20 protein-coding genes are annotated in these 24891 nt (G+C 70.8%); 13 read left to right on the top strand and 7 right to left on the bottom strand.

Going from position 1 to position 24891, the window contains the following annotated elements; translation table 11 throughout:
* Positions 1-6: 6 nt before the first annotated feature.
* Genes JK364_RS10330 through JK364_RS10320 form a run of 3 tightly spaced genes read left to right on the top strand, consistent with a single transcriptional unit; the run spans position 7 to position 3617 of the window.
* A complete protein-coding gene (locus JK364_RS10330) occupies positions 7-1074 on the top strand; it encodes an ABC transporter permease (protein WP_201849903.1) in 1068 nt (355 codons plus the stop codon).
* The gene (locus JK364_RS10325) at positions 1061-2779 is read left to right on the top strand and encodes a dipeptide/oligopeptide/nickel ABC transporter permease/ATP-binding protein (RefSeq protein ID WP_201849901.1); all 1719 of its coding nucleotides are present in this window, start codon (positions 1061-1063) and stop codon (positions 2777-2779) included. Before JK364_RS10330 ends, JK364_RS10325 begins: the two co-directional genes overlap by 14 nt.
* Positions 2772-3617 (top strand): ATP-binding cassette domain-containing protein, encoded by an 846-nt coding sequence (locus JK364_RS10320; protein ID WP_201849899.1) that lies wholly within the window; start codon positions 2772-2774, stop codon positions 3615-3617. Before JK364_RS10325 ends, JK364_RS10320 begins: the two co-directional genes overlap by 8 nt.
* 50 nt (positions 3618-3667) lie before the next feature.
* Here the strand turns inward: JK364_RS10320 and JK364_RS10315 are convergent, their stop codons facing one another.
* Both JK364_RS10315 and JK364_RS10310 read right to left on the bottom strand, forming a co-directional pair.
* Complete coding sequence (locus tag JK364_RS10315) at positions 3668-5104, bottom strand: M1 family metallopeptidase (RefSeq protein ID WP_201849897.1); 1437 nt, start codon at positions 5102-5104, stop codon at positions 3668-3670.
* On the bottom strand, positions 5101-9084 hold the full coding sequence (locus JK364_RS10310) for a Pls/PosA family non-ribosomal peptide synthetase (RefSeq protein WP_201849895.1): 3984 nt from the start codon (positions 9082-9084) through the stop codon (positions 5101-5103). Before JK364_RS10310 ends, JK364_RS10315 begins: the two co-directional genes overlap by 4 nt.
* A gap of 633 nt (positions 9085-9717) precedes the next feature.
* On the opposite strand from JK364_RS10310, the gene JK364_RS10305 reads away from it, so the two are divergent.
* Complete coding sequence (locus JK364_RS10305; protein WP_201850681.1) at positions 9718-10395, top strand: SDR family NAD(P)-dependent oxidoreductase; 678 nt, start codon at positions 9718-9720, stop codon at positions 10393-10395.
* A 49-nt stretch (positions 10396-10444) separates the two neighbouring features.
* Here the strand turns inward: JK364_RS10305 and JK364_RS10300 are convergent, their stop codons facing one another.
* Entirely contained in the window at positions 10445-11143 is a 699-nt protein-coding gene (locus JK364_RS10300; protein ID WP_201849893.1) for a TetR/AcrR family transcriptional regulator, read from the bottom strand.
* 114 nt (positions 11144-11257) lie between these two features.
* Positions 11258-11704 carry a MarR family winged helix-turn-helix transcriptional regulator gene (locus JK364_RS10295; protein ID WP_201849891.1) on the bottom strand — a complete coding sequence of 149 codons (447 nt, stop codon included), beginning with the start codon at positions 11702-11704 and terminating at the stop codon, positions 11258-11260.
* 177 nt (positions 11705-11881) lie between these two features.
* On the opposite strand from JK364_RS10295, the gene JK364_RS10290 reads away from it, so the two are divergent.
* Positions 11882-12538: an NAD(P)-dependent oxidoreductase gene (locus tag JK364_RS10290; RefSeq protein WP_201849890.1), complete on the top strand. Its 657-nt coding sequence runs from the start codon at positions 11882-11884 to the stop codon at positions 12536-12538.
* Positions 12539-12545: 7 nt separating this feature from the next.
* Positions 12546-13355: an SDR family NAD(P)-dependent oxidoreductase gene (locus JK364_RS10285; RefSeq protein WP_201849888.1), complete on the top strand. Its 810-nt coding sequence runs from the start codon at positions 12546-12548 to the stop codon at positions 13353-13355.
* Positions 13356-13407: 52 nt separating this feature from the next.
* Here the strand turns inward: JK364_RS10285 and JK364_RS10280 are convergent, their stop codons facing one another.
* Positions 13408-14358, bottom strand: a complete 951-nt coding sequence (locus tag JK364_RS10280; RefSeq protein ID WP_201849886.1) for an alpha/beta hydrolase — start codon at positions 14356-14358, stop codon at positions 13408-13410.
* Positions 14359-14524: 166 nt separating this feature from the next.
* On the opposite strand from JK364_RS10280, the gene JK364_RS10275 reads away from it, so the two are divergent.
* The 3 genes from JK364_RS10275 (at position 14525) to JK364_RS10265 (ending at position 17518) form a co-directional block, all read left to right on the top strand.
* Entirely contained in the window at positions 14525-15592 is a 1068-nt protein-coding gene (locus JK364_RS10275) for an alpha/beta hydrolase (protein ID WP_201849884.1), read from the top strand.
* 68 nt (positions 15593-15660) lie between these two features.
* A complete protein-coding gene (locus tag JK364_RS10270) occupies positions 15661-16311 on the top strand; it encodes a DJ-1/PfpI family protein (protein WP_201849882.1) in 651 nt (216 codons plus the stop codon).
* 199 nt (positions 16312-16510) lie between these two features.
* A complete protein-coding gene (locus JK364_RS10265; protein ID WP_201849880.1) occupies positions 16511-17518 on the top strand; it encodes a threonine ammonia-lyase in 1008 nt (335 codons plus the stop codon).
* Positions 17519-17747: 229 nt separating this feature from the next.
* Here JK364_RS10265 and JK364_RS10260 read toward each other — a convergent pair whose 3' ends face one another.
* Positions 17748-18629, bottom strand: a complete 882-nt coding sequence (locus JK364_RS10260; RefSeq protein WP_201849878.1) for an SDR family NAD(P)-dependent oxidoreductase — start codon at positions 18627-18629, stop codon at positions 17748-17750.
* Between the two features lie 974 nt (positions 18630-19603).
* Here JK364_RS10260 and JK364_RS10255 point away from each other — a divergent pair.
* From JK364_RS10255 to JK364_RS10245, 3 genes are all read left to right on the top strand, one after another.
* Complete coding sequence (locus JK364_RS10255; protein WP_201849876.1) at positions 19604-19894, top strand: LLM class oxidoreductase; 291 nt, start codon at positions 19604-19606, stop codon at positions 19892-19894.
* Entirely contained in the window at positions 19891-21255 is a 1365-nt protein-coding gene (locus JK364_RS10250; RefSeq protein WP_201849874.1) for an LLM class flavin-dependent oxidoreductase, read from the top strand. The genes JK364_RS10255 and JK364_RS10250 overlap by 4 nt, the downstream gene beginning before the upstream one ends.
* A gap of 116 nt (positions 21256-21371) precedes the next feature.
* Complete coding sequence (locus JK364_RS10245; protein WP_307841217.1) at positions 21372-22400, top strand: S66 peptidase family protein; 1029 nt, start codon at positions 21372-21374, stop codon at positions 22398-22400.
* A 299-nt stretch (positions 22401-22699) separates the two neighbouring features.
* Here JK364_RS10245 and JK364_RS10240 read toward each other — a convergent pair whose 3' ends face one another.
* A complete protein-coding gene (locus JK364_RS10240; protein ID WP_201849872.1) occupies positions 22700-23845 on the bottom strand; it encodes an FAD-dependent oxidoreductase in 1146 nt (381 codons plus the stop codon).
* 151 nt (positions 23846-23996) lie between these two features.
* Between JK364_RS10240 and JK364_RS10235 the strand changes: the two genes are divergently transcribed.
* Positions 23997-24752 (top strand): TetR/AcrR family transcriptional regulator, encoded by a 756-nt coding sequence (locus JK364_RS10235; RefSeq protein WP_201849870.1) that lies wholly within the window; start codon positions 23997-23999, stop codon positions 24750-24752.
* Positions 24753-24891: the final 139 nt, after the last annotated feature.

The following is a 24891-nucleotide window of genomic DNA, read 5'->3' as shown; positions in this document are numbered from 1 at the left end:
CACACCATGACTTCTCCCGACGCCACGGAGATCCCGGGGCTCCCGCCACCCGCCTCCGCGGGCGACCGCCCGACGACAGGTCCACGACGGCTCCGCCAACCCTCCTCGCCCTGGCTCGGGTTCGCCCTCCGACGGCTCACCGGCCTGGTCACGATCTTCCTCGCACTGCTCGTCGTGTCGTTCCTGATCGTCCAGCTCATCCCCGGCGACCCGGCGGCGGGCATCGCGGGCGCCAACGCCGATCCCGCGGACATCGCACGCGTCAGACACGAACTCCGACTCGATCGACCGGTCTGGGAGCGGTTCGTCGACTACGTGGGGGATGTCTTCTCCGGACACCTGGGCACGTCGTTCAAGTACCGGCAGCCCGTGGAGACGATCATCTTCAACCGCCTCCCCTTCACGGCCACCATCGCGCTGGCGGGAATCGTCATCGTCCTGCTGGTCTCGATTCCGCTGGGAATGATCGTCGGTGTGCTCACGCGCGGCGGCCGACGCACCTGGCTGGACACGACGTTCGGGGTGGTCACCGGTTTCCTCGACGCCGTTCCCGGCTACATCATGGCGTCGTTCCTCGTCGTGACGTTCGCCGTCGGCATCGGAGCGGTGCCGCTCTACCCTCCGGCGTACACCCCCCGCTTCGCCGCCCAGTCGTTCGTGCTGCCCATCGCGTCGATCGTGATCGGACCGATCTGCACCGTCTCCCGGGTCGTCCGCCGCGAAACGGCGGTCGTGCTCGACAACGACTACATGCGCACCGCGCACGGCTGGCGGCTGCCCGCCCACAAGCGCTACGTCAAGTGGGCACTGCCGAACCTCCTCACCACCACGCTCACCCTGAGCGGGCTCATCCTGACCGGGATGATCGGCGGAGCCATCATCATCGAGTCCGTGTTCGCGCTGCCCGGTCTCGGCAGCGGCATCATCAAGGCCATTCTCGACCGCGACTACCCGGTGATCCAGGGCATGGTGATCGTCATCGGCATGATCGCGGCCATCGTCAACCTCCTCGTCGACGTCCTGCTGGGGCTGATCGACCAACGGACCCTCGGGGGATCACATGTCTCCGCGTAGCCGACGACACCACGGGAACCCCGGACTCGTCCTCGGTCTGGCCCTGCTGGGCATCGTCGTCCTGATCGCCGTACTGGCACCGGTGTTCTTCACCGGCGAGGCGGACGCACTGGGCAGCCGATTCGCCCAGCCCTCGTCCGGCCATCCGCTCGGCACCGACGCCGCCGGTCATGATGTGCTGCTCCGCGGCCTGGTCGCCACCCGGCTGACCCTGGTGATGACCGTGGGCGCGACGGCGATCGCGGTCGCCCTCGGCATCCTCCTGGGCACCGGCGTGTGGCTCATGGGACCCCGGGCCCGGGAGGTCTGCCTGCGCGTCATCGACGCGATGGTCGCCTTCCCCGGTCTCCTGCTCGCGCTCGTCGTCGCGGCGGTGCTCGGCGCGGGCGGTTCCTCGGTGGTGATCGCCATCGGCGTGGCCGGGATACCGTACTTCGCCCGCCTGACCGCGAATCTCGCCGCGAAGGTGTCCCAGCGGGAGTACGTCCGGACCGCGCGCCTGCTCGGGGTGAGCCATCCGCGCATCGCCATCAGGCACATGCTGCCCAATATGGCCGAGCCCCTGCTGGTGCTGTCGGCATCGACGTTCGCCAGTACACTCACGGCCCTCTCCGCCCTGTCGTTCGTGGGGATCGGCGTCCAGTCGCCGTCCTACGACTGGGGAAAGCTGCTGAGCGAGGCGCTGCCATCGCTGTTGGCGGGCCGGCCGTTCCAGATGGTGGGCCCGGCGGCCCTCGTCATCGTGACCGGGCTCGCCGCGATCCTGATCGGCGACGGTCTCGCGGCCGCGGCGAACCCGCGAACGGCCAGGAGAGCAGCGGGCCGAAGAGGTGCCCGGGACACCGAGCGGGACACCCCGGTGCCGAGGGACGAGTATCTCGTCGACGTACAGGACCTGTGGATTCACAGCGGGGACAAGCCGCTGGTCAAGGGCGTCTCGTTCGGCATCAGGCCGGGTGAGATCGTCGGTGTCGTGGGCGAGAGCGGTTCGGGCAAGACCCTGACCGCGATGTCCCTCGCCCGGCTTCTGCCGGACGGCCTCACCCTCAGCTCCTCCCGCATGGCCATTGGCGACCTCGACCTCCGCTGGCCGGTCCCGCCGGGCCTCATGGCCGAGACGGTCAGCCTCGTCTACCAGGACCCGGGCTCGACGTTCAACCCGGCCTTGGCGCTCGGGACCCAGCTCACCGAGGTGCTGCGCACCCACAAGCACATCGGTGCGCGGGCGGCGAGGCGCCGCATGGTGGAGGCGCTCCAGGCGGTGCACTTGACGCATCCGGAGCGCCGCATGAAGCAGTATCCGCACGAACTCTCGGGCGGCATGCGACAGCGGGCGATGATCGCGACAGCGCTGGCGACCGAGCCGCGACTGATCATCGCCGACGAGCCGACCACGGCCCTGGATGTGACGGTCCAGGCGGAGATCCTGCGCGAACTGGAGCGCGTCAACGACCGGCTCGGCACCTCGATCATGTTCATCTCGCACGACATCGGGGTGGTACGGGCACTCTGCCATCGCGTGGTCGTCATGTACCGCGGCGAGGTGGTGGAGGAGATCGACGCGGCGGACCTCACCGTGGAATCCGCCCGGCATCCCTACACCAGGGCGCTCCTGGCGGCCACACCCGACATCGACAGACCCGTGGAGACGCTGCCCGGCATGGCGTGGACCCCGGAAGCGGCGAAGGAGCACTCGCATGGCTGAGGCTGAGCAGACGGCGGCACAGACACCGGCACAGAAGGCGGCGCAGACGGCGTCACGGACGGCGGCACAGACGGCGGCCGTCCAGGTCCGTGACCTCGAGGTGAGCTACGGCTGGGGAAGGAGAGCGACGCGGATCCTGCACGGGATCACGATGGATGTGACCAGGGGACACACCGTCGGCATCGTGGGGGAATCGGGATCGGGCAAGTCCACTCTGGCGAAGACCCTCACCGGTACGATCCGGCCGACGAACGGGAACGTCCGGATCGCCGGTCTGGACGTGTTCGCCACCCGCGGCACGGACCGCACGGGGATGCGGCGGAGGGTCCAGATGATTCCCCAGGACCCCTACTCCTCGCTCAACCCCCGTCGAACCATCGGCGAGGCGCTCGCCGAAGCGGTGGACCCGCGCCATGCCAAGGTGAAGAAGCACCAGGACGAGATCGTCCACTGGCTCGAGACCGTCAGAATGCCCGCGGACACCATCCACCAGTATCCCCACGAGTGCTCGGGCGGGCAGCGCCAACGGATCGCGATCGCGCGCGGGCTGATCCTCCGGCCCGAGGTGGTGATCGCGGACGAGATCACCTCGGCGCTCGATGTCTCGGTCCAGGCGGAGATTCTCAACCTCATCGCGGGACTGCGCCGAGAACTCGGCCTGACCATGGTGTTCATCTCGCACAACCTCGCCGTCGTCAGGCATGTCAGTGACGAGGTCGCGGTGTTGTACCGCGGCGACATCGTGGAACACGGTGCGACCGCGGACCTCTACGAGCGCCCGCGGCACGCCTACACCCGTGCACTGCTCGACGCGGTCCCGGGCACGGCCGGGACCTGACCCCTTCACAGTGCGACGTGCCGCCGGGCCTTGATGGGCGCCGCGGCCGATCAGCTGGGGCCGGGGAGTTCCGGCAGGCGCGGGGCGTGGAGCCAGGCGGTGAACAGCGCGTCCAGAGGCTGTGCGGCGCGGCGCCGGGCGAGAGCGGTGAACTCCTCGGTGGTGACAGTGGCGTGGCGGTACGTGGCCGTCCATTCCCGCAGCACCGCGAAGAAGGTGTCGTCGCCGAGGACCGTACGGAGCGCGTGCAGCGTCAGCGCGCCCCGCTGGTAGACCCGGTCGTCGAACATCCGCGGCATGCCCGGGTCCGCGACCAGCAGGTCCTGCGGCTGATCCGCCAGCCTGGCCCTGGTGCGGGCCGCGATGGCGGCGGCGGGGACGCCGCCGGAGGCTTCCGACCACAGCCACTCGGCATACTTGGCGAAGCCCTCGTTCAGCCAGATGTGACGCCAGTCGGCGACGGTCAGACTGTTGCCGAACCACTGGTGGGCCAGCTCATGGGCGACCAGCCGTTCACAGCCGCGGTGCCCGTCGACGTGGTTGGCGCCGAAGATGGAGAGCGTCTGTGCCTCGACCGGCACCTCCAGCTCGTCGTCCGTCACCACCACGGCGTACTCGTCGAACGGATACGGGCCGAAGAGGTCCTCGAAGGCGGCCATCATCCGGGGCTGGCGGGCGAAGTCGTGGTCGAAGCGGTCGCGCAGCCGCGGCGGTACCGCCGCCCGCTGGGGCACCGCGCTCACGGCCGCGTCGGTCAGCTCGACCAGGTCGTACAGGCCGATCTGGACGGTGGCGAGATAGGTGGACATCGGCGCCGGGTGCTCGTACACCCAGGTCGTGGTGGAGGCGCTGACCGTGCGCGAGTCCAGGGTCCCGGGCGCGACCACCGCGTACGGCGACGGCGCGGTCACCTCGATCCGGTACGAGGCCTTGTCGGCCGGGTGGTCGTTGCACGGGAACCAGGACGGTGCGCCGATCGGCTGGCCCGCCACCAGCGCCCCGTCCTCCAGCTGCTCCCAGCCCAGGTCGCCCCAGTGCCGGGTCTTCACCGGCCGGGGCACCCCGACGTACCGCACCTCCACGGTGAACGGGGCCCCGGCGGGCAGCGGGCGCGCCGGGCGGATGCGCAGCTTGTCCCCCCGGTGGGTGTAGCGGGCCGCGCGGGCCCCGTCGACCAGCACCCCGTCGACCCGGAACGCGCCGAGGTCGAGGCTGAACCCGGACAGCGCCTCGCCGGCGGCGCCCGGTGCGGTGACCAGTTCGGCGCCCGGCTCGGCGCCCCGTTCGGCGACCGGTTCGGCGACCGCCGAGATCCGCGCGCGGCCCGAGAGCCGCCCGGTGTTCGGACGGTAGGTCAGCTCCAGGTCGTAATGGGTCACCCGGTAGCCGCCGTTGCCGTGCTCGGGCAGATAGGAGTCCCCGGACCGGGCCGCCCCGGCGCCGCCGCCGGGCGCGGTCCGCGCCCGGCCGCTCTTGGCCCTGCTCACTTCGCCGCGTCCTCCGCCTTCTGCGTCGTGTCGTCCTTCTCCGTCTTCCCCGTCTTACCCGTCTTCCAGGCCGCGATCGGGTTGCCGAGCCACCGGGTGCCCGCGGGCAGGGTCTCGCCGCGCATCACCAGCGACGCCGGACCCACCGTGGCGTGCTCGCCGACCGTGGCGCCCGGCAGCACGATGCCGTGCGGGCCCAGGGTCGCGCCCTCCTCCAGCACGACCGCGTCCATGCGCATGATCCGGTCGTGGAAGAGATGGGTCTGCACCACGCATCCCCGGTTGACGCTCGCCCCGGCGCCGATCCGCACCAGATCGGCCTCGGGCAGCCAGTACGTCTCGCACCACGCCCCGCGCCCGATGCGCGCGCCGAGACCCCGCAGCCACCAGTTCATCAGCGGTGTACCGGAGACGGCCCCGGCCAGCCACGGCACGGCCAGCACCTCCACGAAGGTGTCCGCCAGCTCGGTGCGCCACACGAACGAGCTCCACAGCGGGCGTTCGGTGGCCTTGAACCGGCCCACCAGCAGCCACTTGGCCAGCACCGCCACGACGCACGCGACCACACCGCCCGCCAGCAGCAGCACCCCGCCCAACGCCAGGGCGGCGGCGAATCCCCACCGCCCGGCGACCGCGCCGAAGGCGGCCAGCACCAGCACCGCGAGCGCCGCACCGGCCATGACGGGCACGATCCGGCACAGTTCGACGGCGCCGCGCGCCCACTTCAGCCGCCGCGCCGGACGGTACGTACGGCTCTGGTCGCCCTCCTCGGCCGAGCGCGGCAGCTTCATCGGCGGCATCCCGAGCCAGGAACTGCCCGCCTTGGCGCCCTTGGGAGCGGCGGACAGTACGCCCACCAGACCGCGCTTGGGGACCGAGCTGCCGCCCGCGGCCATGCCGGAGTTGCCGAGGAACGCCATCTTGCCGACCCGCGACTCGGCGATCCGGAGCCAGCCGCCACCCAGTTCGTAGCTGGCGACCATGGTGTCGTCGGCGAGGAACGCGCCATCGCCGACCGTCGTCATCGACGGCAGCGCCAGCACGGTCGACGCCTCGACGTCGCGGCCGACCTTCATCCCGAGCGCCCGCAGCCACACCGGGGTGAACAGGCTGGCGTACAGCGGGAACAGATGCACCCGCGCCATGTCCATCAGCCGCTCGGTGGCCCACGCCTGCCAGGCGATCCGCCCGTGGACGGGGTGATGGCCCGCACGCAGGCCGAGGCCGAGCGCCCGCACCCCGGCGAGGACGATCAGCGCGTAGCAGACCATCCCGGCCACGGTCGCCAACGGCACCGCGGCCAGCGCGTGGAGCAGCGCCGTGCCCGCGTCGCGGGTGCCCCGGACGAACAGCGCGACGACGGCGAGTGCGGGCAGCAGCGCCAGCGTCGGCAGCAGGGTCAGCCCCAGCGAGGTCAGCCCGTACACGAACGCCCAGCGACGAGTGCGGGCCGGGCGCTCCTCGGACCACTGGTGCGCCGCCTTGCCGGACTTGGCCGCCGGCACGCCCGCCCAGCGGCGCCCCGCGGGCACCGCACCGGTCACCCCGGACCCCGGGGCGATCTCGGCGCGCTTGCCGATCCGGGCGCCGGGGAAGAGCGTGCTGCGGGCGCCGACCGTGGCGCCCGCGCCGATCCGGATCCGGCCGATCCGCAGCCGATCGCCGTCCAGCCAGTGACCGGACAGATCGACCTCGGGCTCGACCGCACAGCCCCTGCCGAGCTTGAGCATCCCGGTCACCGGCGGCAGCGCGTGCAGATCGACATCGTCGCCGACGCGCACGCCCAGCGCCCTGGCGTAGTGGGTGAGCCAACTGCCGGACAGGCCGGTGGCACCGCTCAGTTCGGCCAGCCGCTCGGCCGTCCACAGCCGCAGGTGGACGCCGCCGCCGCGCGGGTACGTACCGGGCTTGAGCCCCCGCAGCAGCAGCCGGGCACCGCCCGCGGCGATCGTGATCCGGCCGGGCGGCGAGACGAAGAACAGCCAGCCGAGCGCGATCCACCACCAGGAGACGGTGGGCGCCCAGGGCGCGGGGCCGATGAGCCGCAGCACGTTGAGGACCGCGGCCGCGGCCACGCCCCAGCGCAGCCCGGCCACCGTCAGCAGCGGCAGCGTCAGCAGCGTCTGCGCGGCACCGGTGCGCCCGGGGACGGGCCGTACGGTGCGCACGTCCGTCGTCCCGGCGTGGGAGTCGTCCAGCGTCCGGGCGAGCGCGCCCAGCGTCGGATTCTGGTAGATGTCGCTGACCGAACCGCTGGGGAAGCGGTCCCGGATCTGCGAGACGAGCTGGGCCGCGGCCAGGCTGCCGCCGCCCGCCGCGAAGAAGTCGGCGTCCGGGCCGCTCGCCGGGGTGCCCAGCACCTCGCCCCACAGCTCGGCCAGCCAGCTCTCGGTATCGGTCAGCGCGTCCGCCGCCCCGGCCGCGCCGACGCCCGGCAGCGGCCAGGGCAGCGCGGCCCGGTCCACCTTGCCGGAGGTACGGGTGGGCAGCGTGTCCACCACCGCGAGCAGCGGCACCAGCGCGGTGGGCAGCACCGTCCGCAGCCGGTCCAGCGCGTCCGCCTGGTCGAAGCCGCTCTCTTCCTCTGCTACGACGTACCCCACCAGCAGCTGGTGGCCCGCCTTGGTCTTCCGTACCGCGGCCGCCGCGCCCGCGACCCCCGGCAGCGCCTGGAGCGCGGCGTCCACCTCGCCCAGCTCGATGCGGCGGCCGCCCAGCTTGACCTGTTCATCGGCCCTGCCGACGAACAGCAGCCCCTCCTCCTCGGCGCGCACCAGGTCGCCGCTGCGGTACGCCCGCGACCAGCCCAGCGACGGCAGCGGGGCGTACTTCTCGGCGTCCTTCGCCGGGTCGAGATACCGGGCCAGCCCGACCCCGCCGATCACCAGCTCGCCGACCTCGCCCATGGGTACGACCTCGCCCCGGGAGTCCACGACCGCCAGCTCCCAGCCGTCCAGCGGCAGCCCGATCCGCACCGGGCCCTCGCCGGTCAGCTGCGCGGCGCACGCGACGACAGTGGCCTCGGTCGGACCGTAGGTGTTCCACACCTCGCGGCCCTCGACCGCCATCCGCTCGGCCAGTTCCGGCGGGCACGCCTCACCGCCGAAGATCAGCAGCCGTACGTCGTCCAGCGCCTCCACCGGCCACAGCGCCGCCAGCGTGGGGACCGTGGAGACCACGGTGATCTCCTGCTCGACCAGCCAGGGGCCGAGGTCGACGCCCGTGCGCACCAGCGACCGGGGCGCCGGCACCAGGCAGGCGCCGCTGCGCCAGGCGAGCCACATCTCCTCGCAGGACGCGTCGAAGGCCACCGACAGGCCGGCCAGCACCCGGTCGCCCGGTCCCATGGGCTCATCGGCCAGGAACAGCCCGGCCTCGGCGGCCACGAACGCGGCCGCGCCGCGGTGGGTGACGGCGACGCCCTTGGGCCTGCCGGTCGATCCGGAGGTAAAGATGATCCACGCGTCGTCGCCGGGCCCCGGACGGCCGGGGACGCCGTGCGGCTCGGCCAGCACCGTCATCTCGAGCCCGGCACCGAGGACCACGCTCACCCCGGCCTCGGAGAAGACCAGCTCGGCCCGCTCGTCCGGGTCCTCCGCGTCCACCGGCACATAGGCCGCGCCGGCGGCCAGCACGGCAAGGATCCCGACGTACAGGTCGGCGGTCCCGGACGGGACCCGGATGCCCACCCGGTCACCGACCCCGAGGCCCGCCTCGACCAGCCGCAGCCGCACCCTCTCCACCTCGGCGAGGAGCGCACGGTAGCTGAGCGGCTCCGTACCGTCGTCGACGGCAGGGGCGTTCGGGTGGCGACGGGCCGTCTCTCCGAGGACGTCCATGAGGGTGCGCTCGGGGTGGGCGCCGCGTCCGGGGAACAGGGCGAGCGGCGCCGCGGGCTCCCGCTCGGCGGGGGCGAGCAGCGGGTCGATCAGTGCTTGGGGCTCGTCGATCAGTGCTTGGGACTCGTCTATTACGGCCATCCGGCCTCTCCGCAGTCGGTGAACCGAATGTTCGGCGACACCGCCCGGTCAACCCGGACCATCGGCCTCTGCCATCCGGCTCCACACTGAGCCGGGTCCCGAACACCCGCTCGCGGCTGATGGTTTCCGCGAGGGCGACCACTCGGCGCGGCCGTCCAGCGGCCGGCTCGAATCGCGGGCACCGGCGGCCGGACGGGCATGTTCCGCCCCTCCGGTCGAACCGACCCCCGCATACGCCGAACAGGCAGTTTACCCAGCGTTAACAGGATCCGCTCGCCCTCCGAGGCGTCGGCGGCCCGAGCCCGCGGCCACGCGCCACGGTGGCACGCCGTTCCCAACGGCCACCGCCCCTTTCGTATCGTGCCTGGTGGGAGGCGGATTTTCTGGTCTCGCTCGGCGGCCCGGCGACGCCACCCGACGGGCCCCGGCCCTGTGGTCGGTCTCACAGCGGCCACAGTCCGGGCGAACAGGACCCGCCACCGGCAAACGGCCTGGCGACCGACGAACCGGATTACCTTATCCATTTTGGTGGTACGGTGACGACAGCGAATCGGATAGGCCTATCCGATTAAAAACCGGATAGGCCTATCCAGATCGCTCGGCCGCTACCGCCTTCATGAAAGGGACATGCCCGTGACCAGCATCGCCATCGTCGGAGCCGGCCCTCAGCTGGGCCTGGCCATCGCCCGCACCTTCGGCTCCCACGGCCTCGACGTCGCCCTCATCTCGCGCGACCGCGACAAGCTCGACGACCTCGTCGGCACGCTCACCACCGAGGGCATCACCGCCGCCGCCTTCCCCGCCGACGTGCTCGACCGCGGCGCACTCACCCAAGCCCTCAAGGATGCCGCCACCCAGTTCGGCCGCATCGACGTCCTCGAATACTCCCCCGTCGGCACCTTCGGCTCCACCACTCTGACCAGCCCGGCCGACACCGAACCGCCCCACGTACAGCACGAGATCGAATTCCAGCTCTACGGCGCCATGACCGCCACCAAAGCCGTACTGCCCGCGATGCGCGAAGCCGGCACGGGCACCCTGCTCTACACCACCGGCGCCGGCTCCATCGACCCCGTACCGCAGGTCGGCAACGTCAACGCCGCCGCGGCGGCCCTGCGCAACTGGGCCATCAACCTCCACAAGGAACTGGACGGCACCGGCATCCAGGCCGCCCACGTCGGCATCGACGTCTCCATCGGCATGTCCGTCGTCCCCGGCTTCCCGACGGCCGAGCCCGAGCAGATCTCCCCCGTCTACTGGGACCTGCACACCACCCAGCGCGACCGGGCCGAGCTCGTCTTCAGCCTCTGACACCGGACCAGCGGCTTGCCGATGCCCGCCGCCCCGCCCCGCCCCGCGGTCAGTCGCTCTTGTCCGGCGCCGGCGCGGTGGGCCCTCCCGGACTGGCGCGGAGCATGGCCCTGTAGAGGGCGTCGTGCTCGGGCGAGTCGGGCAGGGGGCCGCGGGCCGGGGCCTCGAAGGACTGGATCACCAGGGCGACGACGCGTCGCCAGGCGTCGGGAGCGGCGTCACCCGTAGCGTTGATGACGCCGGCGTTGGCCATGTGCAGCAGCACCAGATCCGAGGGGTCGAAGTCCTCGCGCAGACGGCCGGTCGCCTTGGCGCGGTTGATCAGCCGCACCATGGCCTCGTATGCCTCGTCGCGGCGCCGCTCCAGAGCCTTGGCGGTGGGGAAGGTCATGGTCAGTACGTCGGCGAAGCCATAGTCGGCGGCCTGCATCGCGCAGGCGGCCTCGATGTAGCCGACGAAACCACGCCAGGGGTCGGGGTCGTCCAGGGCGACCGCCACCGCGTCGGCATAGGCATCCATGCGGTCGGAGAAGACGGCGGCGACCAGCTCCTCCTTCGTGGGGAAGCGGCGGAACATGGTGGCGATCCCCACTCCCGCCTCGCGGGCCACGGAGGCCATGGAGGCGTTCAGCCCCTCACGCCCGAACACCGTGCGCGCGGCGGCGACGATCCGCCCGCGGTTGCGCTCGGCGTCACTGCGCAATGGCTGGGCGGCGGAGTCGTCAGGGTGCTGGGCGCCGGGGCTCATGGGACCACCGTAGCAACCGGATCACCCTATCCAGTTCTGCCGCCTCTTGCTTGCCGTCAGCGAACCGGGGATGGACCGGTGAGGTTTTCCGGACACAGGATCGCGTCCGGCTCCTCAGCGCTCATCCCTCCCTGAAGAGCCTCCGGACAGCGCCGACAGGAGAAGCCCGGTGAGGTCTTGGCGCCGCTGCTTCCCGAGCACGCGTTCCAGGGCGGCATCCACTTCGGCGTAGGCATCGCGCCCCGCCCGCAGGAGATCCTGGCCGGTCGCCGTGACGTGGAGTTCCGCGGTGCGGCCTCGTCCGGGGTCGGTGCGGCGCTCGACGGCACCGCGCTCTTCCAGTTGCCGGACGGTGGCTTGGGCGCTCTGTGCGGTGATCCCTGCCCTGCGGCCCAGTTCGCTGTAGGACATTCCCGGTTCCCCCGTCAAGTGACCGAGGGCCGCGAGATGGCGCAGTGTGTAGCCGGTCGGCTTGAGTGCCCGTTCGACGTCCTGGCGTGTTCGCCGCCCCAGGGCGGCGAGCAGGAAGGCGGTGCTGGTGGGCGGGGGCTGGGCGGTCACGACTCCTCGTTCCTCTTCGGAAAGTTTCAGTTTGACTTTAACTGGGATTCCGGGCAGTCTCCAGTTCGAGCGGGCGCGGCGCGGGACTGGGCCTTGAGTTTCAGGCCAGCTGAAACGTGCGGGGGTGCGCGATCCGCCGGCACGGCCGCGGATGCCCGGTGATCCAGATGAAGTGAGATGACGGAGATGAAGCTCCTCGTGGTCGGCGCCAACGGCGGCCTGGGCAGGCAGGTTGTCACCCACTCCCTGGAGCGCGGGCACCAGGTGACCGCGCTCGTACGACGGGGTGCGGGGCAGGCCGAGACGTCGGGGCCGCGCATCGTGGAGGGCGCTGTGGGCGATGACCTGGCCGCCGTACGCCGCGCCGTCGACGGGCAGGACGCGATCGTCAGCGCACTGGGCAATCCGCTCTGGCTCAAGGCACGTACCGGCTCCGCGGTGATGGCCCGGGCCACCGCGAATCTGGTGGCCGCCATGCATCTGCATCGGGTACGGCGTATCGCCATGCCGCTGGCCTGGGGAAGCGGCGCCTCACGACAGCACACCGCGTGGCCGCTCAAGGCACTGACCCGGCTGCTCATCCGCCGTGACTACCAGGATTTCGACACCGCGGAGGCGATCCTCGCCGCCTCGGGGCTCGACTTCACCATCGCCTACTTCGGTTCGCTGACCGACCGGCCCGCCTCACCTGCCTGGTCCGCCCGCCCCGACATCACAACCCCCTCGCCCCTGGCGATCAGCCGCGCCGATCTGGCCCAGTGCCTGCTGGACGCCGTCGAATCCGCCAGCCCCGCCGCCGACCGCCTCTCGGTCAGCGGCGCGCCGAAAGGATGACGCTTCCATGGACCTCACGGGCAAGACCATCGTGCTGACGGGGGCGAGTTCGGGTGCGGGCGCCGAGGCCGCCCGCCTCCTCAGCGCCCGAGGCGCCGCACTGCACCTCGTGGGCCGCGATGAGAAACGCACACGGGCCATCGGTGAGGAACTGCGCGCGCCCACCTACACGGCCGACTTCACCAGCCTGTCCCAGACCCGCGGTCTGGCCGCGCGGTTGGCCCACGCCGTACCGAACATCGACGTACTGGCGCTCAACGCCGGAGGGGTCATGCCCCCGTGCCTCACCGACGCCGGGATCGACGCCTCCTTCCAGGCCAACGCCCTGGCGCCGTGGCTGCTGATGACACAGCTGGCCGGGCAGCTCGGTACCGGCCGCGTCCTTCTGACCAACTCCCGGTCCCACAACAACGCCGTTCTTTCCCCGAACAACCTCGACGCCGCCCTCGCGGGAGAGCCGCGTGTGTCGGGCCACCGGACCTACGCCCGGGCCAAGCTCGCCGCTGGAGTGCTGCTACGCGAGTTCCACCGCCGCAACCCGGGCGTGGACGCCGGCGACTTCCACCCCGGCATCATGGCCTCGGACTTCGGCCGGTACATGGGACGCACCGGCAGCCTCCTGAAGACCGCCGCCCGCCCGTTCATCGGCACCCCTCGCCAAGGCGCCGAACGGCTGGTTGATTTGGCCACCCGCCAACAGGCCCTTGACGGCGCCTACTTCGTCCGCACCCGCCCCGCCAGGGGTTCTGCCCAGCTCCACAGCCAGGAGCTCGGCACGGCCCTGTGGGAAGCCGCCAACCGCGCGACCGCCGCATAGCGGCACACGCGACCGCCGCATAGCGGCACACGGCGAGCGGCTGCCTGGACACTCACAGGGCCCCCAGTGCCCGTACGCGATTGCCGACCGCGCGGCGGCTGACGGCTGCCGCGGGATCGAAGGTGTCGAAGGCATGGGGTACGGCGGGGTACTGGATGAGCTCGACCGGCACCCCGGCGCGGCCGAGCCGTTGCGCGTAGGCGATGTTCTCATCGCGGAAGAGGTCGAGCTGGCCCGTTTCGATGTAAGCGGGTGGAAGCGCGCCCAGGTTGTCGGCGCGGGCAGGGGCGGCATAGGCGGGGGTGTCAGGGCCGCCCGCGGCATCACCCAACAGACAGCGCCAGCCGGTGAGGTTGTCCGCCGCACTCCAGGTCGCCGTGTCGGCGAGGTCGGGCTGGGCGACGATGGTCCGGTCGTCGAGCATGGGGTAGATCAGGATCTGGGCCGCCAGGGCAGGGCCCCGGCGGTCCCGGGAAAGAAGAGCCACCGCGGCCGCGAGGCCACCACCGGCGCTGTCTCCCATGATCGCGATGCGAGCGGGGTCGATGCCGAGGCCGGCGGCGTTCGCCACGGCCCAGCGCAGAGCGGCGTAACAGTCCTCTACGGGGACCGGGTGCGGATGCTCGGGGGCCAGGCGGTAGCCGACCGAAAGCAACGCGACGCCGGAGAGGTGTGTATAGATGCGGCATTGTGTGTCGTGGGTGTCAAGGCCGCCGAGGAACATCCCGCCGCCGTGCAGGTAGACGGCCAGTGACGCCACCCGGGCACCCTGCCGCCGGTACAGGCGCAAGGGGATCGTGGCCCCGTCGCCGGCCGTGGCCGAGCAGGGTGTCACCGTGACGCCGGGAGGGGCGTTGAGCTCCGCGGCCTGAGCGGCTATCGCCTCGCCGAACACCTCCCGCCGGGTCTGCCAGTCACCGGGTGCCGGCGGGGGTGCGGCCTTCATCGCCGCGACTACCGGGGACAGCGCGGCCGCGATTTCGGTGTCCATCGGTACCGTCATCGGTTCCTCCTTCTTCCTGTCACTGCGTAAGGGCCGCGCCCGGACAAGCACCGAGCCGCTCGTCGGCTCGCCGCGTCGGCACGCACTGGCGTGGCCTCCTCCCTTGGGTTACAGTCTGCCTGAAACAGGCTTTCAGTCAAGCTGTAACTAAGCGGGAGGGGCCGGCATGGCCAGGGATGCCTCAGTGCCGATGGGGGTGCGGGCACAGGAGGTGATGGTCGGACTGCTGGGCCGGCTGCCGGATCGGGTGCGGTCGGCGATGGCGGGACCGGAGATCATCGTGGACGGCGAAGCACTGGCCGTCGATGCCCGCCTGCTGATCCGCTCCCTCGGCGGCAAGGAGTCGGCTCTGGTCGTCGAGGACTCACCGGAGCTGTCCCGCGCGACGCTGGAGCGCGACGCACCGATGCTCCGTGCCGGCCGGCGGCCGACGCGGGCGGTGACGGTGACCGAGGTAGGCCTGAAGGGCGGGCGGAACGCTCTGGAGGCGACCTTGTACGAACCCGCGTCCCGCCCCGGAACCTCGGGTGCGCTGGTGTTCTTCCACGGCGGAGGCTGGGTGATCGGCAGCCGCGCCGGATATGACCACGTGGGACGCTTTCTCGCCGAACACTCAGGCCACCGGGTGCTGTCGGTGGGCTACCGGCTCGCACCCGAGGACCCGTTCCCCGCCGCGGTGGACGACGCACTGGCGGCATTCGACGACACCGTTTCGCGGGCTGAGGAATTCGGCATCGACCCGGGCAGGATCGTGGTCGGTGGGGACAGCGCGGGGGCCACGCTCGCCGCGGTGACCGCCCGTCGTGCCGCCGAGCGGAGGCACGGCCCCGTCCCGGCGGGGCAGTGGCTGCTGTATCCCGCCACGGACCTGGCCACGCGTCACCCGTCCCGGGACACCTACGGCAAGGGATTCCTGCTCACCGACGACGACATCCTCTGGTTCTATGACCACTACCTCCCCCCTGGAGTGGACCGTACGGATCCGGATGTGTCGGTCGTCTACGGCGAGGTCGCCCGGGACACGCCGCCGGCGCACCTCGTCACGGCGGGATTCGATCCGCTGCGTGACGAAGGCGAGGCCTACGCCGACAAGCTTCGCTCCGAGGGTGTCCCGGTCACAGCCGTCCGCGAAGCGGACCTGCCGCACGGCTTCCTGCCGTTCGTCCATCTCGGCCCCCGGTTCAACCAGGCCGTCACCGCGAGCGCTCACGCGCTGCGCCGGATGCTGGGCTGACCGGTTTGCCCATTACCTCCGGCGCCGTTTCACCGACCGCTCTTCCCGACCGGACAAGGACTTGTGTCATGCATGTACAGATCGCGCTCTACGACGGCTTCGACCCCCTCGATGTCCTTGGACCCTTCGAAGTCTTCCACTCCGCGGGCGAGTTCTCCGGCGGAGAGGTGTCCACCGAGTTCGTCAGTGCCGAAGGCGCACGGGAAGTGGTCAGTGGATTCCCGTCGATCAAGCTCACCGCGACCTCCGCCGTGGACGTGAACAAGAAAAGCGTGATCGTCGTCCCCGGCGCCGCGGGAAGCCTCTCGCTGGATCCCGGCGTCGCCGGCGACATCGGCTGGATTCTCAGCCAGGCGCGCTCCACGGATCTGCCGGGCCGGCTGCGCGAGGCGCTGGCCCGCCCGGACATGACCGTGGCCACCGTCTGCGGGGGTTCCATCCTCCTCGCCCACGCCGGCCTGGCGGACGGCCGGCCGCTGGTCACTCACGAGCGGGGCCAGGACCTCGCCGGAACGAAGGCCGTCCCGGTAGAGGCCCGCATGGTCGACGACGGCAACCTGCTCAGCTGCGGCAATGTCACCTCCGGCATCGACCTCGCCCTGTACCTGGTCGAACGCGAGGTCGGACCCCGCGTTGCCCATGCCGTCTCGGAACTCATCCGGCACGAACGGCGCGGCACGGTCTGGAGCGCCACCGGTGCCCCGGTTTCCCTGGTGTGACGACGGCTACGACACCGCCCGCACAACAGGAGAACCGAACCGGACCGCTCATCGGTGTGCTCGTGGTGGCAGCGTTCGTGATGTTCCTCAACGAGACAGTTTTCAGCGTGGCACTGCCGGTACTCACCCGTGTCGGCGTGGTACTGGCGGGGCTGGCGCCAACGCTTCCGACACGCCGAGCGCCGACCTAGGATGAGTCATGACCGTAACGCGTTTGTCTCCTGACGGTATCGACGAGGCCGCCCGTCTCATCGCCCCTGCCTTCCTCCACACTCCCCAGTTCGCGGACCCCTCGCTCTCCCGCGCACTCGGCCGGGACACCGTGGTCAAGGTGGAGACGCTGAACCCGATCCGGTCCTTCAAGGGCCGCGGAGCGGACCTCTTTCTACGGCGGCAAGCGGCGGCCGCGCGGCATGTCGTCTGCGCCTCGGCCGGCAACTTCGGCCAGGCCATGGCGTATGCCGGACGGGCCCGCGGTATCCCGGTGACGGTGTTCGCCGCCCATGACGCCAACCCCAACAAGGTGGCGCGGATGCGGGAACTGGGCGCCGAAGTCCTACTGTCGGGAGCCGACTTCGACGCCGCCAAGGACGCGGCCCGGGTGTACGCCGGCACCCGCCCGGAGTGCGTCTTCGTGGAGGACGGCGACGAGCCGCTCATCGCGGAGGGAGCCGGCACCATCGCCGTGGAACTGGCCCCGCTCGGTCTCGACGCGATCGTGGTCCCGGTCGGCAACGGCGCACTCATCAGCGGCATCGGTTGCTGGACGAAGGCCCGCTCACCTCGTACCCGGATCATCGGGGTGTGCGCGGCCGGCGCCCCCGCCATGGCGACGAGCTGGCGCACCGGCGTGCCCCGGACCACGGGACCGGTGCGCACCATGGCGGACGGCATCGCCGTACGGGTGCCGGTGCCCGCGGCGGTGGCCTGGATGCGCGAGGTCGTCGACGAGGTTCTCCTCGTCGAGGAGGAGGACATCCGGCGGGCACTGCGGTTGGTGCGGGACACCCTGGGCCTGATCCTGGAACCCTCGGGCGCGGTCGGCATCGCCGCCGCACTGCGTCACGACCTCGGTGTCGCTTCCCTGGCCACGATCCTCACCGGCGGCAACTTCTCCCCCGGCCTCCTGCGAGAGCTCGCCCCGGACCCGGCACACACGGACCACGCGGACCACACGGACCACACGGCTTCCCCGGCGACCCACTAGCCCCCCGTCACGGTCCACTTCTGCCGCGCCGCCCCAGCCGATCCCGCGCGGCAGCCGCACGCTGAGGGCGATCGTCGGGGCTTCTACCGTTCCGTTCACGGGTTCGACCTGAGATTCGTGTCCCGGTGGGGCGCGGTCCGAGGTTGCGTGATCGGCGGGACATCCCCCGGCTCGAAAGAACTCAGATGTGTGCCGGGCACGGCCACATGTCAGCGGGCCAGGGCTGCCATCAGGCTCCGTCCATCGGCGGCGCGAGGCGTCGGCTGAGTGTGCGGACGGCCTCGGCCAGGCGAGGGTCGGTCGCCCGGCGCGGTGGCGAGAGCGGCAGGCCGTCAGGGCCGACGACAAGTCCCGGCCGGCCGGCGAGGGCGAGGTCGGTCGCAGCGGCGACCGACGAGCGGGCGGCCTGCGCCGGGGTCCCGGACGTGGTGCGCTGGAAGGCCTTGTGGACCAGCGGCCAGAAGGGCCGCAGCCAGGGGGCGACAACTCGGGCCGAGGACATGGTCCCGGTGGTCATGGTGGTGACCGCGCCACCGGGATCGGCGGCGAACACGGAGATGCCGTCACCCTTCAGGCGCTGCGCCAGGTCCAGGGTGTAGGCGAGGTTGGCGAGCTTTGCGCGGCCGTACGCGTGGAGGCCGTAGTACCCGCCTTGCCGCTCGGCGGTGTCGATGCGGCCGGTCGGGATGCGGACCGAGCCGGAGGTGACGTTCACAACGCGACTGGGAGCGCCGGCGCGCAGGGCGGGGAGCAGCAACTCCGTCAGCAGGTAGGGGCTGAGATGGTTGAGCGCGAAGCTCGCCTCGATGCCGTCGGGCGTCACGCGCCGGTCGTCGAACATCGCTCCGACGTTGTTGACCAGCACGCTCAGAGCACCGTCCGCCGCCACGCGATCGGCAAGCTCCCGTACCTCCGACAGGGATGCGAGATCGGCGGTGACGAACCGGGCCTCCGCGGCGGTGCCGGCGGCGTTGATGCGCTCGACGGCGCTGCCGCCCCGCCCCGCGTCGCGGCCGACCACGGTCACCGCGTATCCGGCCGCGGCGAGGCCCACCGCGGTCTCCAGACCGATTCCGCCAGTTCCCGCCGTGACGACCGCGCGCCGGTTCATTGTTCCTCTTTCTCCCTGTCGCTACGACGGGGCACTCTCTGGTACGCAACAAGCCGTGCCCGGTGACCTTCTGTGGCACGTCGGGGCTTCGTGCGATCGGCCCACGGGAACGGTGACCGGCCGCCCCCAAGCACGCACTGCGCCGCTGTGCGGCCCGGGAGCCTTTCTGGCGAGTTACAGTCTGCATGAAACTTGGTTGCAGTCAAACTTCAACTTCGAAAGGGGAAACAGGCGGTCGTCGGGCAGCTCCAGGCAGCGTTCGGGCAGCGCTTCGAGCGGCATGTGCACGGCCCCGGGATCCGCACACGGTTCCACTCGTACGCGCGGCGGACGTCCACGACGATCGCACCGTCCGCGACGAGGCGGACCGCCTCGTCGGCGATGACGGCCGGTGGCCGCCGGAAGCCTGTACGCCAAGGGCACCTGGACCCTGAACTCCGCCAAGCGCGACTGGATGCGGGTCTACGTCCTGCGTACCGTACGCGGGACCCCACAACCTCTTGGAAAGCATGGAATGAAACATGTCCCGAGCGGCACAACCACTCAAGCAACCACCTGAAGTACACGCCAGGCGCCCACCTACCGGTCCCGCTGCTCGCGGAGATGGTGGCCGTCGGCGCCCTCCTGGCCCCCGCCTCGCGGCTCTTCCGTTGATGACCTTTTTGGGTGTGCCCCCGCAGCCACGTTAGCCCCCCGCTCAAGTGCGTCTGAGCAGCGTGCTCCTGTCTCCCCGCGGGTGGGCGGGGTGCGGTCAGTCCGCCGGGATCATGTCTTCCGTAACCGTGTCCTTGCTGTACAGCATGACCCGGAAGCTGCTGACCGTTCCATCGGTGAACACCGCCGGGACGAACGCCCGCATCGCCGACCATGAGCACACGCCGATCTACGCGGCCGCTACGCTGAGCGCCTCACAACAGGCCAGGCAAGCAGCAGTCACGAGAAGAAGTCAGCGGTACCAGGAAGGAACCAACCGCATGCCTGTCGAGTTCATTGGCACGATCAGTACCAGGGACCAGCCGGAGATAAGGCTGAGCGGCGGCCGGGTCATCGACTACCACGGCCAGTACTACCAGGTCGAGAACCACTACTCCGGCGTCAAGCCGGCCCAGCAGCCGAGGATCAGGCTGTCCTTAGGCGGCTCGTCCTCGGCCTCGTCCACGTCCACGTCCACGTCCGAGGCGGCCTACCTGGTCGGCGGCAAGCACGCCGACACCTGCGCCCTGTGGGGCGAGCCCCTGGCGGAGAGCGCGGGAGTGGCGGCATGAGCACCCAGAAGCGGCAGCTCAAGCTGGGCGCGATCACGATGGGCGCCGGCGGCCCCGGCCAGCCCTACCTCTGGCTCGACGAGGACCTTCCGGTCGATGCCAGCGTCAGCATCAACTGGTACATCGAGCAGGCCCGCCTGGCCGAGGAGGCCAAGTTCGACCTGGTCTTCATCGTCGATGGTCTGTTCATCACCGCGGACTCGGCGCCGCACTACCTCAACCGCCTTGAGCCGCTGACCCTGCTGTCGGCCCTGGCAGGCAGCACCAGCCACCTGGGTCTGGTCGCCACCGTGACCACCTCCTACAACGACCCGTTCAACACCGCCCGCAGCTTCGCCTCCCTGGAGCTCATCTCCGGCGGCCGGTCCGGCTGGAACGTGGTCACCACCGGCGACGCGGGCGCCGCGGGCAATTTCTCCCGCGACGAGCACTACGACTACGACACCCGCTACGCCAGGGGCCTGGAGTTCGTCCAGGTCGCCCAGGGACTGTGGGACTCCTACGAGCAGGACGCGTTCCCGCGCGACCGTGCCACGCGCACCTTCCTCGACCCGGCCAGGCAGCACGCCCTGAACCACAAGGGTGAGCACTTCCAGGTCGTCGGCCCGCTGAACGTCTCCCGTTCCCCGCAGGGCCGGCCGGTCATCTTCCAGGCCGGCGACTCCGAGCAGGGCCGCGACCTCGGCGCCACGATCGGCGAGGCCATCTTCACCAACGCCTCGTCCATCGAGGCGGGCCAGGCGTTCTACAACGACATCAAGACCCGGGCGGCGAAGAAGGGCCGCGACCCGGGGCACATCGTCGTCATGCCCGGTACCTCGGTATTCGTCGGCGACACGGACGCCCAGGCCAGGGAGATCGAGCACGAGATCCAGACCGGGGACAGGGACTTCGACCGAGCCCTGGCGGGACTCGGCCGCCCGTTCGGCTGGCACGACTTCCGCCAGTACGACCTGGACGCCCCGTTCCCGCAACAGGCCCTCGCCCACGCGGAGCGCGGCTTCCGTACCAACGCCGAGAAGATCGCCAACAAGGCGAAGGAAAAGGGCTGGACGCTCCGCCAGACCGTGGAGTTCATCTCGAGCCCGCGCCCGACCCCGTTCGCGGGATCGCCGGAAACGGTGGCCACCCGGCTTCAGGAGTGGTTCGAGGGCCGCGCCCTCGACGGCTTCAACTACCCCATCGGGCACCCCGGCCAGTGGCGGCGCTTCCGCGAGGAGGTCGTTCCGATCCTCCAGGAACGCGGCATCGTCCGCACCGAGTACGAGGCCACCACCCTCCGCGGCAACCTGGGCCTCCCGGTACCGGAAAACCGCTACACGGAAGCCCGCGAGGAGGAGTCCTCCTCAGCGAGAAGCTGAGCGGTCGCGCAGATCGGCGTGCTCGGCGTGTCGGCGTGTTGCCTTTCTTGCTGCCGGGGTACCACCACCGCACCTATCTGCGCCGTCGGTGCGGCGGAATACCCGCGGCACGGGCCTTGTTGCTCGCCATTATTGATCAACAAGGAGGAGGTCCCATGCCTGCGATCCTTCGGCCCCGCGCGCTACGTTCCGGCGACCTCGTGGTCGTTACCGCGCCCTCGGGCCAGCTCGAGCCGGGTGAGGAACCACTGCTTGCCCGCGGTGTGGCGATACTCGAGCGGATGGGTTTCCGCGTGCGGGTCAGCCCGATGGTCAACCCGGCGCGGAATCGCTGGTGGGCGTCGGGCACTCCGGCGGAGCAGGCCGATGAACTCAATGTTCTGCTCCGGGACCCGGAGGTGCGGGCCATCGTCGCGCATACCGGTGGACAGACGACCATCGGCTATCTTGATTTGATCGATCTGGACGCGATCCGGGCCGACCCGAAACCGATCCTCGGCTACAGCGACATCTCGCTGCTGCACATGGCGTTGTACGCCAAGACCGGCCTCGTCGGCCTCCACTCCGACATCGCCACCCACGGCTTCGGCAGTGATTGGTACACGCTGGGCGACGAGGCCCGTCGCTCCGAGCTCGTCGACCTCTACACCCGTGTGCTCACCAAGGCCGAGGCGCCGGGTGTGCTGCCGGCGATGGGGGCTTGGGAAACCTGGCGGCCGGGCCGCGCGCAGGGACCACTGTTCGGCGGTTTGCTGAACCGCCTGGTCCTCTTGCAGGCGACACCGTTCGCGCCGGCCGCCGAACGCTTCGAGGGCGCCGTGTTGTTCTGGGAGGAGGTGCAGCGGCCGGTCTCGCGGATCTGGAACGACCTGCACACCTTGCGGCTGTCCGGTGTGCTGGACCGGATCGCGGGCATGGTGGTCGGCATCCCGACCGAGGTCACGCCCTACGAGGGTGGCGGAGAGCGCGCAGGTCTACGCGACGTGGTACTCGATGTCCTGGCGCAGCGTGACATCCCGGTCCTCGCCCAGGTCGACTTCGGCCACACCTCGCCCAACCTGCCGCTGCCCATCGGCGTCCGCGCACACGTGGACGCGGACAACCAGACGCTGTCCCTGCTCGAGTCGGCGGTCGCGGAAGGCTGAGCTCTGTTGGTGCGCCGCTGGCTGCGCGGGGACGTGCTCAAACCCTGGCAGTACCGGTCCTGGATGTTCATCCGCGACCCGGACTTCCGCGCCAAAGCCCGGCGTGTCCTTGACCTACACTCCCGTACGCTCGAGTGTCCCGCTCGGGCCGGACGAGTACGTCGTCTCCAGCGACGAGAAGACCTCCGTCCAAGCCCGCTGCCGCTGCCATCCGGCCCTGGCCCCGGGCCAGGACCGGGCGATGCGGGCCCATCAGGAATACGGCCGCGGCGGTGCGCTGACCTGCCCTGACAGCCTGATCAACCCCTGCCCTCCGGGTTCGGGACGAAGGCGGGTAGCGCGGCGAGGCTGTGGCGCACGGCCTCACCCCCGTACTCGAACATCTGCCGCTCGTAGTCGCCGACCGCGCCGAGGAGGTCTTGGCGGCGCTCGGCGGCCTCGATCAGGCAGCGGCGCAGCAGGTCGGCATCGCGCAGGGCGGTGTTCGCACCGTTGCCGCCGGTCGGGGAGGTGGCGTGGATGGCGTCTCCGAGCAGTGTGACCGGACCGGGCGCCCAGCGCTCGCGGGGCTCGACCACCCGGATGGACAGCAGGGTGCTGTTGTCCGGGTCGGCCTGCTCGATGAGCGCCCGCAGGTCCGGATGCCAGCCCTCCATCCTGGCCAGCGCGGCCTCCTGCGCGGTTGGGGCGCCGAGCGAGCCGTTCGCGCCGAGCGAGCCGTTCGGTGGCAGGAGCATGGCCCAGCGCACGTAGTCGCGGATATCGGGGAGGGTCACCTCGGGTGCCAGTTCCTCGGCCGCCTGCTTCGGCGGGGTACGGAAACGCATCGCTCCGAGCATCAGGCTCACCTCGTCCCCGGCGATCTTCGAGCCGAAGGCCCGCTCCAGGGTGGCAAAGCGCTCGGTCAGCGGCGTACGGCCGATGACGAACCGGGTGCCGGTGTCGGTCGCGGTGGTCCGCGGCGAGAGCACCGCGCGGACGGCGGAGCCGACCCCGTCCGCCCCGACGAGCAGGTCGGCGGTGGTCGGGGCGCCGTGCGCGAACCGGGCTTCGACCTTGCCGTCGTCCAACACGTCGTAGCCGGTCAGCGCGGCTCCGGTGCGCACGGTGAGTCCGGTCAGCAGCAGGTGCCGCAGCACATGCCGGTCGACCACGATCCCGGTCCTGCCGGGGCCGAGCTCGCCGATCTGGTTCAGCTGCGGGTCCAGGATCAGCTGCCCGGCATAGGCGTCACCGACGATCGCGTCCAGCAGCGGGTGCCAGCGCGGCGGCAGACAGCCGCGCAGCGCCTCGAACCCCGTCGGGCTCAGCATGAGCCGGTAGCCCTGGAACCGCGCGGTGATCGCCGGGTCCCGCTCGTACACCTCGGCCTCGATCCCGGCACCACGAAGCCCCTGTGCCAGGCACAGACCTCCCAGACCGGCTCCGACCACGGAAACTCGCATCACACACCTCCTGAACAGACTTTCCGAACCCTGTTCAGGACCTGAGCAGGGGGTACGCGCACCACGCAGACTCCGATACGAACTTAGTTCTGCAGGCACGATCTAAGGTCTACTTGGCGAACTTAGATCGTGTCAAGCTATAGTGATCCGTATGCCCTCCGATCCCCGGCAACGCCGAGCAGCTCGTCACGCCCAGCCCGCTGGGGAGCCCGCAGCGGCGCCACCACGCAAGAAGCCCATCACGGTCGACCGGATCACCGACGCCGCCCTGCAAGTCGTGGCCACCGAGGGCTACGACGCGCTGACCATCCGCCGAGTCGCCGCGGTACTCGGCACCGGGCCGTCATCGCTGTACGCGCACATCGTCAGCAAAGAGGACATCGACGATCTGCTCGTCGGCCGGCTCTGCTCCGAGGTCGTGCTGCCCGAACCGGACCCGGCCACGTGGCGCAAGCAGATCCTCGACGTGTACGCGCAGATCCGCGACCAGTACCTGAAGTACCCCGGAGTCTCCCGGGCCGCGCTGGGCGTAGTCCCGACCAATCTCTCCACGTTGCGGGTCAAGGAAGGGCTTTTGGCGATCCTGCTCGCCGGCGGAATCGAACCGCGGAACGCCGCCTGGGTGCTCGATGCTCTGTCCCTCTACGTCAGCGCCTACGCCTTGGAGCAGTCGCTGGTCCAGCAGCGGCGCAGGCACCCGGACCAGGAATGGGTCCTCGGCCGCGAGGAGCTGATCGGCCGGTTCACCGCACTGCCGGCCGACACGTTTCCGCAGACCCGACGCTATGCCGCTGAGCTGACCTCCGGCACCGGACACGACCGGTTCGAGTTCACCCTCGGACTGATGATCGACAACCTCACCCAGCTCCGGCCCCGGCCGACACCGGCATCCGACACCGCCGGATGAACGACGGCTCGCCCTGCTCGCCATCGCGCGACGACCCCAGCCAACGTCGGCAGCGATCACGAAGGGGGCGCGGGCCGTGGAACGGAAAGTCCGCTGCCCTGGTGCCGTCACACACCAGGGCAGCGGGGCAATTGACCCT

Source organism: Streptomyces endocoffeicus, from assembly GCF_016741935.1.
GTDB classification, from domain to species: Bacteria; Actinomycetota; Actinomycetes; order Streptomycetales; family Streptomycetaceae; genus Streptomyces; species Streptomyces endocoffeicus.
Note: the sequence above shows the minus strand (reverse complement) of the source record. Positions and strands in the feature narration are given on the sequence as shown.

Excerpts from the sequence above, each read along its gene's own strand:
- JK364_RS10250 (WP_201849874.1), top strand. The coding sequence starts at position 19,891 with ATGAGCACCCAGAAGCGGCAGCTCAAGCTGGGCGCGATCACGATGGGC.
- JK364_RS10285 (WP_201849888.1), top strand. The coding sequence starts at position 12,546 with ATGGACCTCACGGGCAAGACCATCGTGCTGACGGGGGCGAGTTCGGGT.
- JK364_RS10330 (WP_201849903.1), top strand. The coding sequence starts at position 7 with ATGACTTCTCCCGACGCCACGGAGATCCCGGGGCTCCCGCCACCCGCC.
- JK364_RS10310 (WP_201849895.1), bottom strand. The coding sequence starts at position 9,084 with ATGGCCGTAATAGACGAGTCCCAAGCACTGATCGACGAGCCCCAAGCA.
- JK364_RS10260 (WP_201849878.1), bottom strand. The coding sequence starts at position 18,629 with ATGAACCGGCGCGCGGTCGTCACGGCGGGAACTGGCGGAATCGGTCTG.
- JK364_RS10235 (WP_201849870.1), top strand. The coding sequence starts at position 23,997 with ATGCCCTCCGATCCCCGGCAACGCCGAGCAGCTCGTCACGCCCAGCCC.
- JK364_RS10325 (WP_201849901.1), top strand. The coding sequence starts at position 1,061 with ATGTCTCCGCGTAGCCGACGACACCACGGGAACCCCGGACTCGTCCTC.
- JK364_RS10290 (WP_201849890.1), top strand. The coding sequence starts at position 11,882 with ATGACGGAGATGAAGCTCCTCGTGGTCGGCGCCAACGGCGGCCTGGGC.
- JK364_RS10255 (WP_201849876.1), top strand. The coding sequence starts at position 19,604 with ATGCCTGTCGAGTTCATTGGCACGATCAGTACCAGGGACCAGCCGGAG.
- JK364_RS10300 (WP_201849893.1), bottom strand. The coding sequence starts at position 11,143 with ATGAGCCCCGGCGCCCAGCACCCTGACGACTCCGCCGCCCAGCCATTG.
- JK364_RS10275 (WP_201849884.1), top strand. The coding sequence starts at position 14,525 with ATGGCCAGGGATGCCTCAGTGCCGATGGGGGTGCGGGCACAGGAGGTG.
- JK364_RS10280 (WP_201849886.1), bottom strand. The coding sequence starts at position 14,358 with ATGACGGTACCGATGGACACCGAAATCGCGGCCGCGCTGTCCCCGGTA.
- JK364_RS10320 (WP_201849899.1), top strand. The coding sequence starts at position 2,772 with ATGGCTGAGGCTGAGCAGACGGCGGCACAGACACCGGCACAGAAGGCG.
- JK364_RS10240 (WP_201849872.1), bottom strand. The coding sequence starts at position 23,845 with ATGCGAGTTTCCGTGGTCGGAGCCGGTCTGGGAGGTCTGTGCCTGGCA.
- JK364_RS10270 (WP_201849882.1), top strand. The coding sequence starts at position 15,661 with ATGCATGTACAGATCGCGCTCTACGACGGCTTCGACCCCCTCGATGTC.
- JK364_RS10265 (WP_201849880.1), top strand. The coding sequence starts at position 16,511 with ATGACCGTAACGCGTTTGTCTCCTGACGGTATCGACGAGGCCGCCCGT.